The sequence below is a fragment of the Aeromonas sp. s10 genome (genome assembly GCF_040907975.1).
GTDB lineage: Bacteria > Pseudomonadota > Gammaproteobacteria > Enterobacterales > Aeromonadaceae > Aeromonas > Aeromonas caviae.
The window spans coordinates 53,002-69,733 of record NZ_JBFOCV010000028.1; the positions used below are offsets into that span (position 1 = coordinate 53,002).

Below are 16,732 nucleotides of genomic sequence, written 5' to 3' on the forward strand. Positions count from 1 at the left end.
TGACGATGGAGCCGTCATCATGGAGCACTTTATTGCCGGCTTGCCCAAGCTGGAACTGCACCTGCATATCGAGGGGACCCTCGAACCCGAGCTGATGTTCGCCCTCGGCCAGCGCAACGGGGTGGCGCTGCCCTGGCCCGATGTCGACAGCCTGCGCGCCGCCTATGAGTTCGACGGCCTGCAATCCTTCCTCGATCTCTACTACCTCGGCGCCAGCGTGCTCATCCACGAACAGGACTTCTTCGACCTCACCTGGGCCTATCTCGAGCGCTGCGTTGCCGATCACGTGGTGCACGTGGAGATCTTTTTCGACCCCCAGACCCACACCGCCCGCGGCGTGCCTTTTGCCACCGTGCTGGGGGGCATCGAGCGGGCGCTGCAGGCTGGAGAAGCAGCCTTTGGCATCAGCTGGCGGCTCATCATGAGCTTCCTGCGCCACCTGAGTGAAGAAGCGGCATTCGCCACCCTGGCAGAGGCCACGCCGCACCTGGCGCGCCTGCACGGGGTCGGCCTCGATTCGGGGGAGCAGGGCAACCCGCCCAGCAAGTTCGCCCGGGTCTTCGCTCGCTGCCGTGAGCTGGGGTTGCCGCTGGTGGCCCACGCGGGGGAGGAGGGGCCGGCTGACTACATCTGGCAGGCGATCCGGGAGCTCGGAGTGCGACGCATCGATCACGGGGTGCGCTGCGTCGAGGATCCCGCGCTGCTGAGCTATCTTGCCGACACACGGCTGCCCCTCACCGTCTGCCCCCTCTCCAACGTGCGGCTCAGGGTGTTTGACCAGATGGCCCACCACAATGTGCTGAGGCTGCTGGAGCAGGGGCTCTGCGTCACCGTGAACTCCGACGATCCCGCCTATTTCGGGGGATACCTGGGGGCGAACTTCCAGGCCCTGGCCGACGGGCTTGGCGCCAGCCAGGAGCAGCTGTGCCGCCTCAGTCTCAATGCCGTGGAGGCGAGCTGGCTGAGCCTTGCGGACAAGGTGCGCCTGACCCGGGACATTCGCCTCCATGCCGCCCTGCACGGGGTGAGCCTGCACTGAGCAGGCTGCCTTGCACACCTTGAATGGAGGAGGCCCGCCATGGCGGGCCTCTTTGTGCCATCGTTGGGCGGGTATCAACCCACCCTCACCAGATACTTTTCCCCTTGTCCCTCCTGCTTGACGCGAGTGAGCAGGGAGGGCAGGGCGTCGAAGTCGCCCACCACCAGCGGCGGCAGGGTCAGCTCGCCGCTCGCCATCAGCGCCATCATGGCGACACCGGCCGCCACCAGACGGCTCCACTGTTTGTCCGAGCCAAAGGCGTGCTGGGCGCCGAGGGCAATCTCGTGCAACGAGTGGCAATGGCTAAAGGCGGGCAGCGGGTTGCGCGCGATGCGCCCGAGCACCGTCACCATGTGGCCGTAATAGCCAAGGGCAGGCAGCAAGGCTTCTGCCTGCTGGCTGGAGACCAGATCGATGATCCCCTCGAAGGGTTCACCGCCGTTGGCGGCCTGCAACTGGGCCAGCCAGTCGGGATCCCGATAGTCCGACACCCCCTGCACGCCTAGCTGTTTGAGCCACTGGTGGTGGCGCGGGCTGGCGCTGGCAAAGACGCGGGCCCCCTTCTGGAGGGCAAGTTGCACCGCGAAGCGGCCGACACTGCTGCCAGCCCCCGTGATGAGCAGGGCCTCCCCGTGCAGGTGAGGCAGCTTGGCCAGTGCCTGCCAGGCGGTGAGGCCGGGGCAGGGGAGCGCGGCGGCCGCCTCGTCGCTCAGGGCATCGGGCACCGGCATCAGGGCGCGAGCCGGCACCAGGGTGTGGCGGGCAAAGCTGCCGCCGTGGCGCAAGTCGGTGTGATAGGCGACCCGGGTGCCGGGGCGCAGGTGGGTGACGTTGGCCCCCAGTGCCACCAGGGTGCCCATGCCATCGACGCCGGGCACATGGCCGGGCTGCCAGTGGGGATGACCCTGTTCGATGAGTTTCCAGTCCACCGGATTGAAGGCGATGATCCGGTTGGCGACGAGGACCTCGTCGGGCCCGGGGGTGGGGAGCGCTTGCCGGGTGAGGGTGAGCTGGTCCGGTTCGCCGGGGGCGTGCCAGCACCAGGCCTGGGTATGGGTCATGGTGACTCCTTGGATGAGAGGGGTGGGTGCCTTGATTGAATTACATGGCGTAACAATAGCTTGAGTTGTTGTTGCACTGGCGAGACAACAAGGCGGACCCCACGCTGGTGGGGCCCGCCCGGTAAGGCGTTCGGCGCCAGCCGCCTTATGCCCGCTCTGCCCCATAGACGGGGTAGTCCGTCAGCCCTTTCTCGCCGCCGCCAAACAGGGTGGCGGGATCATGGGGGGCGAACGGATGGCCGTGGCGCAGGCGGTTTGGCAAGTCGGGGTTGGCCACGAAGGGGCGACCGAAGCCAATCATGTCGGCCCAGCCCGCCTCGATGGCGGCGCGGGCGCGTTCCCCATCGTACTTGCCGGCGTAGATGAGGGTGTTGGGGAAGGCGTCGCGCAGCCCCTGCTTGAAGCTCTCCGCCATCAGGGGGGCGTCGTCCCAGTCCGCTTCGGCGACGTGCAGATAGACCACGCCGAGCTGGCCCAGCAGGCGCGCGGCGGCCAGATAGGTCTCCTGGGGGTTGGCATCCACGGTGCCGTTGAGGGTGGTGAGCGGCGCAAGGCGTACCCCGACCCGGTCGGGACCGATCTCGTTACAGACCGCCTCGGTCACCTCTTTGAGGAAACGCAGCCGGTTTTCGAGCGAACCGCCATAGCCGTCGGTGCGGGTATTGGACTCGGAGTCGAGGAACTGGTTGATGAGGTAGCCGTTGGCGGCGTGCAATTCGATGCCGTCAAAGCCCGCCTCCATGGCGTTGCGGGCGGCCTGGCGAAACTGCCCCACCACGGCGTCGATGTCGGCCTGGGTCATGGCGCGCGGGGTGACGGTCTCCACAAACCCCGGGGCATCGCTGCCGTTGTCGACGAATACCTTCACTCCCTTGGCCTGGATGGCGGAGGAGGAGAGGGGCTGGGCGCCGCCGATGTTGTCAGGATGGGTGACCCGGCCCACGTGCCAGAGCTGGGCGAACATAATGCCCCCCTCGGCGTGGACCGCGTCTGTTACCTGCTTCCAGCCTGCCACCTGCTCGGCGCTGTGGATGCCCGGCGTCCAGGCGTAGCCCTTGCCCAGGGGATCTATCTGGGTGCCTTCGCTGATGATGAGGCCGGCCCCGGCACGCTGGGCGTAGTAGGTCGCCATCATGGCGTTGGCCACGTCCCCGGGCTGGCTGGCGCGGGAGCGGGTCATGGGGGGCATGACGATGCGGTTGGCAAGGTGCAGCTGGCCGAGGCGAAGGGGGCAGAACAGGGGATCGTGATGCATGATGGATTCCTCAATCTTTGGGAGTGAGGTGACTCTAAAGGGGATTGTTATTGTGAAAAAGAGGGGGTATTGCAGAAGAGAATTGCCGTTATCGCAGCAATGGCCCGGGAGGGGCCGGGCTCGCGCCAGAAAAAAGAGGGCCAAGGGCCCTCTCTTGCTGTGATTGCCGCCGATGATCAAGGGGAGAGTGGGGTAACCCGTACTCGCTCGATGCGCCGCTCGCTCACGGCCATGACCTCGAAGCGGAACTGGCCGAGGTGCAACTGCTGACCGACGTCTGGCAGGCTGCCGAAGTGGGAGAGCAACATGCCCGCCAGGGTCACGTACTCGTCGCTCTCGCTCACCAGACCGTCGCAGTTCAGGGCCTGCTCCACCTGATGGATGTTGGTGGTGCCGTGGATGAGCCAGTGCTCGCCCTCGCGCACCACATCGGGGGTCTCGTCCTCGTCCGGCAGTTCGCCGACGATGGCCTCCAGCAGATCGTGGTTGGTGACCAGTCCCTGGATGACGCCAAACTCGTCCGCCACCAGGATGAGGCTGCCCCTGGCCTGGCGCAGCTCCGCCAGCAGCCGGATCACGTTGATGGTCTGGGGCACGATGACGGGCTCGTTCTGTCTGGCAAGCGCTGCCAGGGACTGCCCCTCGTTGAGGGCAAACAGCAGATCCCGAGCCTTGACCACCCCGATGATCTCGTCCAGCTCCCCGTCACAGACCGGGAACAGGCTGTGGGGGGCCCGTTGCAGCAGGGCGCGGATCTCGTCCTCGCTGTCGCTCACGTCGATCCACTCCATCTCGGAGCGCGGGGTCATGATGGTGCGAATGGAACGCTCGGCCAGCGACAGAACGCCGCTCACCATGTAACGCTCCTCTTCACCGAAACCGGGGGGCAGGGGCTGAGCCTGCACCTCTTCTTCGTCCTCCTGCGGGTGGGTGGAGCGCTTGTTCCCCCCCATCAACTTGAAGATGGCGGCGGTGGTGCGCTCGCGCAGGGGCTGGCGCGCCTCGTGGCGCAGGGCACTGCGCTGGGCGAGCTGGTTGAAGAACTCGATGAGCACCGAGAAGCCGATGGCCGCGTAGAGGTAGCCCTTCGGAATGTGGAAGCCGAAGCCCTCCGCCACCAGGCTGAAGCCGATCATCAAGAGGAAGCTCAGGCAGAGCACCACCACAGTGGGGTGGGCGTTGACGAAGCGGGTCAGGGGCTTGGATGCGAGCACCATCACTACCATGGCGATGGTTACGGCCGCCATCATGACGCCGAGGTGATCCACCATGCCGACGGCGGTGATGATGGAGTCCAGGGAGAAGACCGCATCCAGCACCAGGATCTGGGCGATCACCACCCCGAACCCGGCATAGACGCCGGTGCCGCCTTGCTCCTCGGGCTTGGCCTCGAGTCGCTCATGCAGCTCGGAGGTGGCCTTGAACAGCAGGAAAAGGCCGCCTCCCATCAGGATGAGATCCCGACCGGAGAAGGGGTGATCCCAGATGTGCAGCAGAGGAGCCGTGAGGGTGACCAGCCATGACATGATGGTGAGCAGTCCCAGGCGCATCAGCAGGGCCAGGGAGAGACCGATGATGCGCGCCTTGTCCCGCTGGGCGGGGGGCAGTTTTTTCACCAGGATGGCGATGAAGACCAGGTTGTCTATCCCGAGAACGATTTCCAGGATGATCAGGGTAAGCAGACCGACCCAGATTGACGGGTCCAGCAAGAATTCCATGTGATTGACCTCAATGAAGACAGATGCAGTGAATCGTGGTCACGGCGTGGCCGTGGTGACGGAGACGATCGCTTCAGAGGCGTTGGTTGAGCAGGTACAGATAGGCTTTGATGGGAAAAGACGAAGGGCTACTTCGGGGATTGTCCATGATGGGCAATAAAACCTCGGGTCAAAAGTGAGCCCTGATGATAACGACTCGCCGCCATTTGGCAAGGGGGCTGTCAGGGGGACGCGACGAGGGGATTGCCGACGGGGGAGGCAAGGGAAAGAGGCATTGATGCGCAGCCAAGTTTGACTGGAGATAAAAGAGCGACACATTGACACGATCACAAATATAGGTGCTGAACAAGGAAAATAAACGATCTGATACCAACAACCGGATTCATCAGGCTCATATATATCCATTATTTTTGTAATAATTTGTTTCAGGGGGAAATATTGCGGCTGTGTCATGGGAGAAAGAAGGAATAGAGGGGGTTATGGTGTTTGATATGGAGTTATTATTCTAAATTTAACTTGTTCGCCACCAACTAATTCACATGAATCATATATTCAGCGTATAAAAAGCAAGGAGGCCCAGGCCTCCTCGTTTGCGCTCACACGGGTTGTTTCAGGGGACGTTAACCCTGGTCGTCAGGTCAATTGCCGGTATAGGCCGCGCCCTGAACATGCCCTTTCTTGTCGCTCAGGCATGACCAGGGAGCCTCTGCGCCCGGCACCTTGATGGTCACGCCCACCCCTGCCTCGGAGTCCATCACATCGGTCACCTGCAACTTGCTCTGGGCCACCTTGGTCTTGGCGGAGACCGCTTGCAGGCAGGCTTTCTCGGCGAGGCTGCCCTTGTGGGCAGGGGCTGAGGCAGTGGCTGCAGCAGGGGCCGCAGAGGAGCCTGGCTGGCAGGTACCCGAGCCCTTCTTGCTGGTGTAGGAGACATCGTACTGGCCCCCGGTGTTGCTGATGGAGAGGGTGACGCCGGCACCCTTGGCCTCGTAGAACTCCTCGCTGTACTTCTTGAGTTTGGCCTCCTTGCCATTGATATAGACGGGGCCACCTTCATCGCTGTGCATCTGGATTTGACCCGGGCACTGATAATTCAACTGGGGAATGGCGGCGCTCGCCGCACCCGCCATGGCCAGGGTTATGGCAGCGATCAGTACTTTCTTCATGGACATTACCTCAACTGTTTAATGATACGAGATTTATTATTTTATTTTTCCGGTTAACAACAATTCCATTGCCAGGCAGGAAATAGCCTTCATCCCTGATCGGAATAAATAGCGGCGGTACTTTATTTTAGCAACGAATTTTCATTATTTTTCCCTGGGATGAAAGTGAATATTGATCCGGAAGGGGTGGCAAACGTTTTCTCCTGGCGGGTTGAACGGGACAGGGGGAAGGCGCGAGGAGTGAGGGGGTAAGCAGGATGGGGCCTCGACAGAGGAGGGAACTTGGCGGCGGTTGCGCCGGGAGTCATGACGCGGGGCGACTGGGCCCCGCGTTGCAGCGCAATGACGAGCGCCGGATCAGAGCCAGCGTTTCTCGCGGGTGAAGCAGACCGACAGCCAGGCGTCTCCCAGGGTGTCGCCGAGGCGGGACCAGAGCTCCTGGCGCAGGGCATCCTGGCGCTCGACGGGCCACTCCTGGCCGGGGGCCACCAGGATGTTGAGCTCGAGATCGAAGCGGCGGCCGCTTTTCGCCAGGTGGCTGTAGCATTCGATGCCATGGCGCTGGCGCAGGGCCTCGATCTCGTGTTCGACTCGCTGCTTGACCTCTCCCTTGGGGGCGATCTTCAGCACCTCCCGCAGGTTGCGACCGAGCACCTTGATGGGAATTAGGGTGGCGCACAGGGCCAGCAGGGAGACCAGCATGGGGTCTATGTAGCGGTTGTAGTGGCCGTAACCCAGGGTATCGAGCCCGATGGCGACCAGAAAGCCGATGAGCAGGGTGGCGCTGAGCAGGGTATCCACCAGCCACTCCTTGGAGTCCACCCGCACCAGCTCGGAGTTGACCCGCTCGGCCACGTCGGCCTCGATGAGATAGAGGATGCTGCAGAAGAAGGTGGAGACGACGGCATAGATGAGGGCGTGGCCGAGATCGATCTCCCGTCCGCCCGCCAGTAGGGAGGTGATGCCGCCATAGAGGGCACCGAGGCAGAGCAGCAGAATGATGGCGCCGTTGATGACGTTGGTGATGGGTTCGAAATGGGCGTAGCCGTATTGGAAACGGGCGTCGGAGGGGCGGGTAACCAGGTAGGCGGTGATGAGCCCAAGGCCCGTCATGCCCATGCTGAACAGGGTGAAGATGCCGTCCAGCATGATGGCGTTGGAACCGACGAACAGACCATAGCCGATCCCGAAAATGGCAAAGGTGATGCAACCAAACAGCGACAGGGTCAGCGCCTGTTTTTCGGTGCGAATAAGCGTACTGATAACATGGCTGTAGTGAGCCATAAAAGTCCTCCTTTCAAATGGTGAAGATTGCGCGCGCAAGCGGTTTTCTAGCTGATATACTGCCCGCTCACATGTGAGCGGACTGGTTCGGACACCCGCAAAGAGGCAGGCCCGAACGGTCGTTGTCGCCGGAATGCCGGCATCAAGCAAAGGATGGGAACAAGGATTCATGATCCCGAGACTCGATTACCAGGACAGTTTGTCACCTACAACCCTGCAGTTTCTTGAGTTGCTGGCGCGATCAGCATTTCGTGGTGATATCGAAAAGTCTTATGCAAGCCGGTTGGCGATGGCGACGGATAACAGCGTCTATCAGGTAGTACCTCAGGCGGTTCTCTATCCGCGCAGCGCGGATGACATAGCGGTGATGCTCAAGCTGGCTCAGGGGCCCGAGTACGCAACCTTGAGTTTCTTCCCTCGCGGCGGCGGTACCGGCACCAATGGCCAATCCTTGGGCGGCGGCATTATCGTCGATCTCTCGCGCCATATGAACCAGATCATGGAAATTAATCTGGAAGAGGGCTGGGTGCGGGCCCAGGCCGGGGTGGTGAAAGACCAGCTCAACGCCTATCTCAAACCCCACGGTTACTTCTTCTCGCCGGATCTCTCCACCTCCAATCGCGCCACCCTGGGGGGCATGGTCAACACCGATGCGTCCGGTCAGGGGTCGCTGGTGTACGGCAAGACCTCGGATCACGTGCTCGGCCTCAAGGCCGTGCTGGAAAACGGCGATCTCATGGCGACCGAGCCGGTGACCGGTCAGCGTCTGGCGGACAAGCTGGCCCTCGAGAACCGGGAGGGGGAGATCTATCGCACCCTCTATCGCATCGGCCGCGAGCGGCGTGCCGACATCGAAGCCACCTTCCCCAAGCTCAACCGCTTTCTGACCGGTTACGATCTCAAGCACCTCTATCAGCCCGATACCGACACTCTGGATGTGAGCCGGGTGCTGTGCGGCTCGGAAGGCTCCTTGGGCTTTATCACCGAAGCCCGCCTCAACATCACCCCCATCCCGCGCTACCGGACTTTGGTCAACGTCAAGTACGACAGCTTCCCCTCCGCGCTGCGCAATGCCCCCTTTATGGTCGAGGCCCAGGCGCTGTCGGTGGAGACGGTGGACTCCCGGGTGCTGGGACTGGCCCGCGCCGACATCATCTGGCACTCGGTGAAGGATCTCATCCAGGATGTGCCCGGCAAGGATCTGCAGGGGCTCAACATCGTCGAGTTTGCCGACACTGACGAGGATGCGCACAAGGCCAAGGTGGCGGAGCTGTGCCGGCGGATCGACGGCCTGCTGGCGCGTGGTGAAGCCGGGGTCATTGGCTATCAGGTGTGCGACCACCTGGCCAGCATCGAGACCATCTATGGCATGCGCAAGAAGTCGGTGGGGCTGCTCGGCAACGCCGAGGGGCGCAAGAAGCCGGTGGCCTTCACCGAAGACACCGCCGTGCCGCCGGAATCCCTGGCGGACTTCATCATGGAGTTTCGCGCCCTGCTGGACGCTCACGGCCTTGACTACGGCATGTTCGGCCATGTCGATGCCGGGGTGCTGCACGTGCGCCCGGCGCTGGACTTGTGCGATCCCGAGCAGGAGGTGCTGCTGCGGCGCATCTCCGATCAGGTGGTGGCGCTCACCGCCAAATACGGCGGCCTGATGTGGGGGGAGCACGGCAAGGGCTTTCGCTCCGAATACAGCCCCGCCTTCTTCGGCGAGCTGTGGGAAGAGCTGCAACGGGTCAAGGGGGCGTTCGACCCGGCCAACCGCATCAACCCGGGCAAGATCTGCATGCCTTATGGCAGCGGCGCTTCGCTTGTCTCGGTGGACGGGCCCAAGCGCGGCAAGTTCGACCGCCAGATCCCGATTGCCGTGCGCGAGAGCTATACACGGGCGCTGGATTGCAACGGCAACGGTCTGTGTTTCACCTTCGAGACCGACTCCCCCATGTGCCCCTCGGTCAAGATCAGCCGCGACCGCCGTCACTCCCCCAAGGGGCGGGCTGGCCTGATGCGTGAATGGCTGCGCCAGTTGTCGGAGCAGGGCTTCGATCCCCTTGCCGAAGAGGTGGCGCTGCAAAGCGGGGGTCTGCGCTTCAAGCAGATCGTCGACAAGTTCCGCAATACGGTGGCCCGCGCCCGGGGCGAGTATGACTTCTCCCACGAGGTGATGGAGGCGATGGAGGGGTGCCTTGCGTGCAAGGCATGCACCAGCCAGTGCCCCATCAAGGTGGATGTGCCCACCTTCCGCGCCCGCTTCATGCAGCTCTATCACAGCCGATATCTGCGCGGCCCCAAGGATTATTTCGTGGGCACGGTAGAAAGCTATGCGCCCCTGCTGGCCAAGGCCCCCAAGCTGGTCAACTTCTTCCTCGAAAAAGAGTGGGCCCAGAAGGCGACCGAGAAGAGCATCGGCATGGTGGATGTGCCGCTGCTCTCCGTGCCGACCCTGGCCGAGGAGCTGCGGGATCACCGCGCCCGCTATTTCGATCTGCCGGGCCTCGAGGCCATGAGCCCCGAGCAGCGCCAAAAAGTGGTGCTCATCGTGCAGGATCCCTTCACCAGCTACTACGACGCCCCCGTGGTGCGTGACCTGGTGAAGCTGGCCAGCAAGCTGGGTTATCAGCCCTACCTGCTGCCGTTCAAACCCAACGGCAAGCCCCAGCACGTGAAGGGATTCCTGCGCGCCTTCGCCCGCACTGCTGCCAGCAGCGCCCAGTTCCTCAACAAGGTGGCGGCCCTCGGCATCCCCATGGTGGGGGTCGACCCCTCTCTGGTGCTCTGCTACCGGGACGAGTACGTGAAGGCGCTCGGCCCCGCCCGCGGCGATTTCCAGGTGCTGCTGCCCCAGGAGTGGCTGCTCTCCCTGCCTGCCGAGGCGTTGCCGCTGCGGGAAGAGGTTGGCACCGACCCCTGGTATCTGTTTGCCCACTGCACCGAGAAGACCGCCAAGCCCACCACCCACGGTGATTGGAGCACCCTGTTTGGCCGCTTCGGTGCGCGTTTGCAGCCGGTGTCGGTGGGTTGCTGCGGCATGGCGGGCACCTATGGTCACGACGCCAAACAGGTGGAGAACTCCAAGGGGATCTACGGTCTGAGCTGGGCCGAGCCCCTGGCTCGCCTGCCGCAAGCCCGTTGTCTGGCCACCGGTTATTCGTGCCGCAGCCAGGTCAAGCGGATGGAGGGGGAGAAGCTCAAGCATCCGCTGCAGGCCCTGCTGGAACTGATCTGATGCTCCACTTTCCCAAGGGGTTCCGGGTGCCAAAGGCCTATCGGCACCCGCATTTTCTGTTGCTCCCCACCACGCCGTCCCAGGCCGTGGTGGAGTTTGTCGCCATCCTGCGCGAGCGGGATCAGCTCCATCAGCTGTTTCGCCCGGACGATGTGTGGCCCTCAGCCAATTTCAGCCTGAGTCAGCACGAGGCCGATTTGGAGTGGCAGCACGCCGAGTTTCTGGCCAAGCGCTCCTTTGCCTATGGCCTCTGGAGTCCGGACAGGGAGCCCCGCTTCTGGGGCGGGGTTTACCTCTATCCGTCGGTGCTGCCGGAGGTGCAGGTGGAGCTCTTCTTCTGGAAGGTGGCCGAGGCGCCGCTCACGGACAGCGAACTCGAAGCCGAACTGCGCACCTGGCTCGGCAAGGTATGGCGCTGGTCCGAGCCGCGCCTGCCGGGGCGGGACGGTCCCTGGGCCGAGTGGCCAGGGGTGACCTATCCCTGGTGAGGGCAAACCTCGATGCAAGATGCCCCGGCGTGGGCATCTTTTTTTTTGCGCCTTTTTCGCCGACACTGCTGGTTTGCCGCTACAGCGCAGCGATAACCCGTTGATCACGCAAGGAGTCCGCTCACCATGAGTCAAGAAAGCAGCCCCATCTGGCGCAAACCCATGAGCCTGGAGGGGCTCAACGCCAGCTCCCGCAACACCCTGATGGCCCACCTCGACATCGTCTACAGCGCCTTTGGCCCCGACTGGCTGGAGGCCACCATGCCGGTGGATCATCGCACCCATCAGCCACTCGGCATGCTGCACGGCGGCGCCTCCGTGGTGCTGGCGGAAACGCTGGGATCGCTTGCGGCCAACATGGCGGTGGGAGCGGAGAGCTACTGCGTGGGGCTGGAGGTCAATGCCAACCACCTGAGGGCCAAGCGGGAAGGGGTGGTGACGGGGCGCTGCAGCCCGCTGCATCTGGGGACCACGACTCAGGTGTGGCAGATCGAAATTCGGGATGAACGTGGTCGTTTATTGTGCACCAGCCGATTGACCATGGCGGTGCTCAAGCACAAGCGGGACAAGGACTCTGGCGAAGCGTGATCCGCAATAACGCATCATGAGTGAAAAATAAGCAAGCCATAGTCGCGAGATCCCTCTATAATTGCCAACGTCTTGAGACACCTATCACATTTTTCAAGACAGCAGAACAAAGTGGCGCTATAATCGCCGCCTTTTTGCTATTCCGCGGTGTTAGCCGCCTGCCTTAATCTGGAAGAATCTATGTCTGATACCGAACAACTGCCCCTTTTTAGTGAGCTTGGACTGGCCGCGCCTGTATTGAAAGCGCTGCAGGACGTGGGCTATGAGCGCCCGTCTCCCATCCAGGCCGCAGCAATTCCCCACCTGATGGCGGGACACGATCTGCTGGGGCAGGCACAAACCGGTACAGGGAAGACCGCTGCTTTTGCCTTGCCTCTGTTGTCTCGTCTGGAAGCTGGTAACCGCAACACCCAGATCCTGGTGCTGGCCCCGACCCGCGAGCTGGCCCTGCAGGTGGCAGAGGCGTGCCAACGCTATGCCCACCACATGCCCGATTTCCACGTGCTGCCCATCTACGGCGGCGCTTCCTACGAAACCCAGACCCGCGCCCTGCGCCGCGGTGCTCAGGTTGTCGTGGGTACCCCGGGCCGCGTGATGGACCTGATCCGTCGCAAAAACCTAGACCTCTCCGGTCTGAAAGCCCTGGTGCTGGACGAAGCGGACGAAATGCTGCGCATGGGCTTCATCGACGACGTGGACTGGATCATGGATCAGTGCCCGGCCGGTCGTCAGGTTGCCCTGTTCTCTGCCACCATGCCGGAGCAGATCCGTCGTGTTGCCCAGAAGCACCTGAAGCAGCCCAAAGAGATCAAGATCGCTTCCAAGACCGCGACCGCAACCACCATTCGCCAGCGTTACTGGCAGGTGACCGGTCTGCACAAGCTGGACGCCATGACCCGTCTGCTGGAAGTGGAATCCTACGAAGCCCTGCTGGTGTTCGTGCGTACCAAGAACGCCGCCGAAGAGCTGGCAGGCAAGCTGGCTGCCCGTGGTCACGCCTGTGAAGCGCTGCACGGTGACATCCCGCAGAAGCTGCGTGAGCGTACCGTCGACAAGCTGCGTCAGGGCCAGCTGGACATCCTGATCGCCACCGACGTGGTCGCCCGCGGTCTGGACGTTGAGCGCATCACCCACGTAGTGAACTACGACATTCCCTACGACACCGAATCCTATGTTCACCGTATCGGCCGTACCGGCCGTGCCGGTCGCAAGGGTGAAGCCATCCTGTTCGTGGCTCCACGCGAGCGTCGCATGCTGCGTGCCATCGAGCACGCTACCCGTCAGGCCATCGAACCGATGAAGATGCCGAGCACCGAGGACATCAACCAGCACCGTCTGGCCAAGTTCAAGGAGCGCATCCGCGAAACCATGATGGGTGAAGAGCTCGAGATCTACCACAACCTGGTGAACGAGCTGATCGAAGAAGATTCTGCCGATCCGCTGGAGCTGGCTGCTGCACTGGCCAAGCTGGTACAGGGCGACCAACCGCTGCTGCTGGATGACTCCATTCCGGATCCGGTGTTCAACGCTGGCAACGATCGCGGTGGCTTCGAGCGTCGTGAGTTCAACGACCGTGGCGGTCGTGACTTCGGTGACCGTGGCGATCGTCCGGCCCGTCGCATGCCATCCCTCGAACCGCGTCCGCTGAAAGACAACCCGGACGTGGAGATGGAGCGTTACCGTGTCGACGTGGGCGCCCATCACGGCGTCAAGCCGGGCCAGATCGTGGGTGCCATCGCCAACGAAGCGAACATCGAGAGCCGCTTCATCGGCAACATCGACATCGCCGATGACTTCTCCACCGTCGATCTGCCCAAGGGCATGAGCGCCGAGGTGCTGGAAGTGATCAAGAAGGCCCGTGTCTGCCAGCGTCCGCTGCAGATCACCCGTTACACCGAAGTGCCGGCCGGTGGCAACACTGCTCCCCGTCCGCCCCGTGGTGATCGTCCGTTCCGTGGCGACCGTCCTTTCAACAAGGATCGCCGTCCCCAGGGTGACCGTCCCTTCAACAAGGATCGCCGTGAAGGCGGTTTCGACAAGGGTCGCAAATTCGGTGGCAACAAGCGCCGCGACAGCTAAACCCTGACTGCACTGATGAGAAGGCCGCTCCATGGAGCGGCCTTTTTTGTGTCTGTTTTTCAGATGCGTAGCGAAGATTGTCACCTTTTTCCGGCTGTGGTGGGCACCTAGCTTTATGAGGAGCCAGTGAAAAGAAAATGGTGCAATCCATTTGCCTGGGGGTGGCGCCTGGTGTCATTCTTTGGGAAGCGATTGGGTACTTTTGGAAGGGGCAGAGATAGTTGCTGGTTGCAAACGACTGCGACTTTGGTCTGAAGGTGCATTCTGTTGTTTGCATATGAGTCAGCAGAGTGAGATGAATAAATAAACCGTATGACAGGGAGGTGCGTGATGGGCAAGTGGCTTGGCAAGGTGTTGCTGATATCTGGATGGCTCGTGTCGGGTATGGTGTTGGCGGAGGAGCCCTTCTTCAGAATTGCGGGGGCGGGGTGCTGCAATGGCAAGGGGGAGGTGGCGCTGACCCGTGCCGAGTTTGAGGCCTTGCCGCAGACGGAGGTTAAGACGGGGACGCCCTGGACCGAGGGGGAGCACCTCTATCGCGGGGTGTTGCTGCGGGACCTGGTCAGGATCTACGGTCTCAAGAGCCAGGAGGTCAAGGCCCTCGCGGTCAATGAATACTGGGCCGCACTGCCGCTGGAAGACGGGGAGAAGTACCCGGTGCTGGTGGCCGAGAAACAGGATGGCAAGGCGCTGACCCTGCGCAACAAGGGGCCGCTCTGGGTCATTTATCCCCTCACCGACCATCCCGAACTCAACAAGGAGCTCTATCACAGCCGGATGGTGTGGCAGCTGACGGCGCTGGAGAGCAAATAAGATGCTGCGCGGCAAGTTCTTGAGCCTGATCCTGATGGTGACCACCTTTTTGGGGGTGACCCTCTGGTCGGTCTGGAACTATGACCGCGCGTTCAATGCGGTGACGCGCTACACCCAGCTCTCCGCCTGGGCACTGGCCCAGCTCGAGCTGGAGATCCACGCCTTCGAGGAGGGCTTGCAGCTCTATCGTGCCGGTGCCGCCAGCCGGGAGGAGATGAACAAGCGCTTTGACATTGCCTGGAACCGGCTCGATGTCTTCCTGCACGGGGAGGAGGCAAAGTCGGTCAGGGCCCGATTCGGTGCGGACAAGGCGGTCGGCAAGATCCTCGCCCTCTTCGAACGCTATGAGCAGGATGTGGTGCAAGGGGAGCCGAATTCCCCTGCACTCAAGATGTTCACGGCCGCGCTCGATGACGAGATGCGCGGGGTGCGGGACGTGATGGTGAAAAACTTCACCGGGCCTTCTGCCATCGCCCAGCGCGAGCTGCTCAACGAGTCGAAAACCCAGAACTTCTTCATCCTGGGATTTCTGATGTTGGCGACCATGGTGATGTTGATGGTGCTGTTTCGCGAAGTGCGTCGCCAGCATTTTCTGGCGTGGAACGACCCTCTCACCCGTCTCCCTAACCGGGCGGCGCTCATCAAGCACCTCCAGCAGTGGACCAGCCATCCCGGGCGGCGCAGCAGCATCACCGTCTGCCTCATGGATCTGGGGCATTTCAGGGAGGTCAATGACAGTCTGGGTTACGAAGTGGGGGACGCCTTGCTCAAACGGCTTGCGGCGCGGATCAAGGCCGCCTCTGGCCAGGGGATCTTCGTTGCCCGTACCGGCAGTGACGAGTTCACCCTCATCATCACCGGCACCATGCCCACCTATCTGCGCTTCCCGTTTCTGGAGCAACTGCGCAGCGAGCTGGCGGATCTGGTGTTTGCTGCCGATCCGGCGCACCGGGTGCGGGTCTTCATGGGCACCAGCCAGTACGTGAAACCGGATCATTCACCGGAAGAGATGCTGTTGTTTGCCGATATCGCCCTCGACAGCGCCAAGCGCAAACGGCTGAATCGCAATGTGCTCTTCTCCAGCAGCATGTATCAGCACTATCAGCGCAAACGCCGGCTGTCGACCGAGCTGCGGGAGCTTATCCACTGCCCGCAATGCCCGCAACTGGCCCTTTACTATCAGCCCATCGTGCGCGGCCAGAGTGTAGTGAGGCTGGGGGCGGAGGCGCTGATCCGCTGGCATCATCCGGAATATGGCTTTATTGCCCCCCTCGACATCATCTCGCTGGCAGAAGAGAACGGGTTGGGTGAGGCGCTGGGGGGCTGGATCATCCGGCGCATGCAGATCGACCTGTCCGGCTTCCCGAAGGAGGTACTAGAACCGCTCGAGATCTCCATCAACCTCTCCAACTCCATGTTCAACATGGGGTTGGCCAGGGAGATTGAAGAGAAGATGGAAGATGGACCGTTGGGGCTGCACCAGTTGATAGTGGAGCTGACCGAAACCATCGCCCTCGATGACATCGCCCTGAGCAAGCAGATCATTCACTCCCTGCGCCAGATTGGGGTGCGGGTGGCCCTCGATGACTTCGGGACCGGCTGGTCCTCGTTCTCTTACCTGCGTGAACTCTATTTCGACAAGCTCAAGATAGACAGATCCTTTATCACCGCGATCGACAGTGACACCCGGCAGGCGCTCTTCGTCGAGACCATCACCACCCTCTCTCATCAGTTGGGGGTGCGTGTCGTGGCAGAAGGGGTGGAAAACAGCGATGAGCTCAAGGCGGTGCTCACCATAGGGGTGGATGAGATCCAGGGTTATTTCTACTCGCGTCCCTTGCCGCTGCCGGAGTTCATGCAGTTCTGTCACCGCTATTTCGCCCACAGCGCCGCCATTCAGGAAGTGGCACTGGGCTAGCCTTGGGGCAATCGAGCTCCTGTAGCCTTGTCTTCGAGTCCCTCTGTTCGATTGTTCCTGGTTGATATTTCATCCCGACACCTTTCTCCCATGGCAG

General features: G+C 62.1%; 12 protein-coding genes. 7 read left to right on the forward strand and 5 right to left on the reverse strand.

Features of this window, described 5'->3' with window-relative positions:
• Positions 1-19 precede the first annotated feature (19 nt).
• Complete coding sequence (locus AB5Y59_RS06985; protein ID WP_323951748.1) at positions 20-1,039, forward strand: adenosine deaminase; 1,020 nt, start codon at positions 20-22, stop codon at positions 1,037-1,039.
• Positions 1,040-1,113: 74 nt separating this feature from the next.
• Here the strand turns inward: AB5Y59_RS06985 and AB5Y59_RS06990 are convergent, their stop codons facing one another.
• The 5 genes from AB5Y59_RS06990 to AB5Y59_RS07010 all read right to left on the reverse strand — a co-directional run bounded on the left by AB5Y59_RS06990 (position 1,114) and on the right by AB5Y59_RS07010 (position 7,523).
• Positions 1,114-2,100 carry a zinc-binding dehydrogenase gene (locus tag AB5Y59_RS06990; RefSeq protein ID WP_368211720.1) on the reverse strand — a complete coding sequence of 329 codons (987 nt, stop codon included), beginning with the start codon at positions 2,098-2,100 and terminating at the stop codon, positions 1,114-1,116.
• A 145-nt stretch (positions 2,101-2,245) separates the two neighbouring features.
• Positions 2,246-3,355: an alkene reductase gene (locus AB5Y59_RS06995; RefSeq protein WP_263308710.1), complete on the reverse strand. Its 1,110-nt coding sequence runs from the start codon at positions 3,353-3,355 to the stop codon at positions 2,246-2,248.
• Between the two features lie 176 nt (positions 3,356-3,531).
• Positions 3,532-5,073 carry a TerC family protein gene (locus tag AB5Y59_RS07000; RefSeq protein WP_322131861.1) on the reverse strand — a complete coding sequence of 514 codons (1,542 nt, stop codon included), beginning with the start codon at positions 5,071-5,073 and terminating at the stop codon, positions 3,532-3,534.
• A 638-nt stretch (positions 5,074-5,711) separates the two neighbouring features.
• Positions 5,712-6,239 (reverse strand): hypothetical protein, encoded by a 528-nt coding sequence (locus AB5Y59_RS07005; RefSeq protein ID WP_234927711.1) that lies wholly within the window; start codon positions 6,237-6,239, stop codon positions 5,712-5,714.
• 357 nt (positions 6,240-6,596) lie between these two features.
• The gene (locus AB5Y59_RS07010; RefSeq protein WP_368211721.1) at positions 6,597-7,523 is read right to left on the reverse strand and encodes a cation diffusion facilitator family transporter; all 927 of its coding nucleotides are present in this window, start codon (positions 7,521-7,523) and stop codon (positions 6,597-6,599) included.
• A 169-nt stretch (positions 7,524-7,692) separates the two neighbouring features.
• On the opposite strand from AB5Y59_RS07010, the gene AB5Y59_RS07015 reads away from it, so the two are divergent.
• The 6 genes from AB5Y59_RS07015 to AB5Y59_RS07040 all read left to right on the forward strand — a co-directional run bounded on the left by AB5Y59_RS07015 (position 7,693) and on the right by AB5Y59_RS07040 (position 16,635).
• Entirely contained in the window at positions 7,693-10,749 is a 3,057-nt protein-coding gene (locus AB5Y59_RS07015) for an FAD-binding and (Fe-S)-binding domain-containing protein (protein ID WP_368211723.1), read from the forward strand.
• Positions 10,749-11,237, forward strand: a complete 489-nt coding sequence (locus tag AB5Y59_RS07020; RefSeq protein ID WP_052816362.1) for a hypothetical protein — start codon at positions 10,749-10,751, stop codon at positions 11,235-11,237. The genes AB5Y59_RS07015 and AB5Y59_RS07020 overlap by 1 nt, the downstream gene beginning before the upstream one ends.
• Positions 11,238-11,363: 126 nt before the next feature.
• Entirely contained in the window at positions 11,364-11,825 is a 462-nt protein-coding gene (locus tag AB5Y59_RS07025) for a hotdog fold thioesterase (RefSeq protein WP_216944371.1), read from the forward strand.
• A 180-nt stretch (positions 11,826-12,005) separates the two neighbouring features.
• The gene (locus AB5Y59_RS07030) at positions 12,006-13,904 is read left to right on the forward strand and encodes a DEAD/DEAH box helicase (protein WP_029314717.1); all 1,899 of its coding nucleotides are present in this window, start codon (positions 12,006-12,008) and stop codon (positions 13,902-13,904) included.
• Positions 13,905-14,234: 330 nt separating this feature from the next.
• Entirely contained in the window at positions 14,235-14,717 is a 483-nt protein-coding gene (locus AB5Y59_RS07035) for a molybdopterin-dependent oxidoreductase (protein WP_202042349.1), read from the forward strand.
• 1 nt (position 14,718) lies between these two features.
• The gene (locus AB5Y59_RS07040; RefSeq protein WP_010675102.1) at positions 14,719-16,635 is read left to right on the forward strand and encodes a bifunctional diguanylate cyclase/phosphodiesterase; all 1,917 of its coding nucleotides are present in this window, start codon (positions 14,719-14,721) and stop codon (positions 16,633-16,635) included.
• Positions 16,636-16,732 lie beyond the last annotated feature (97 nt).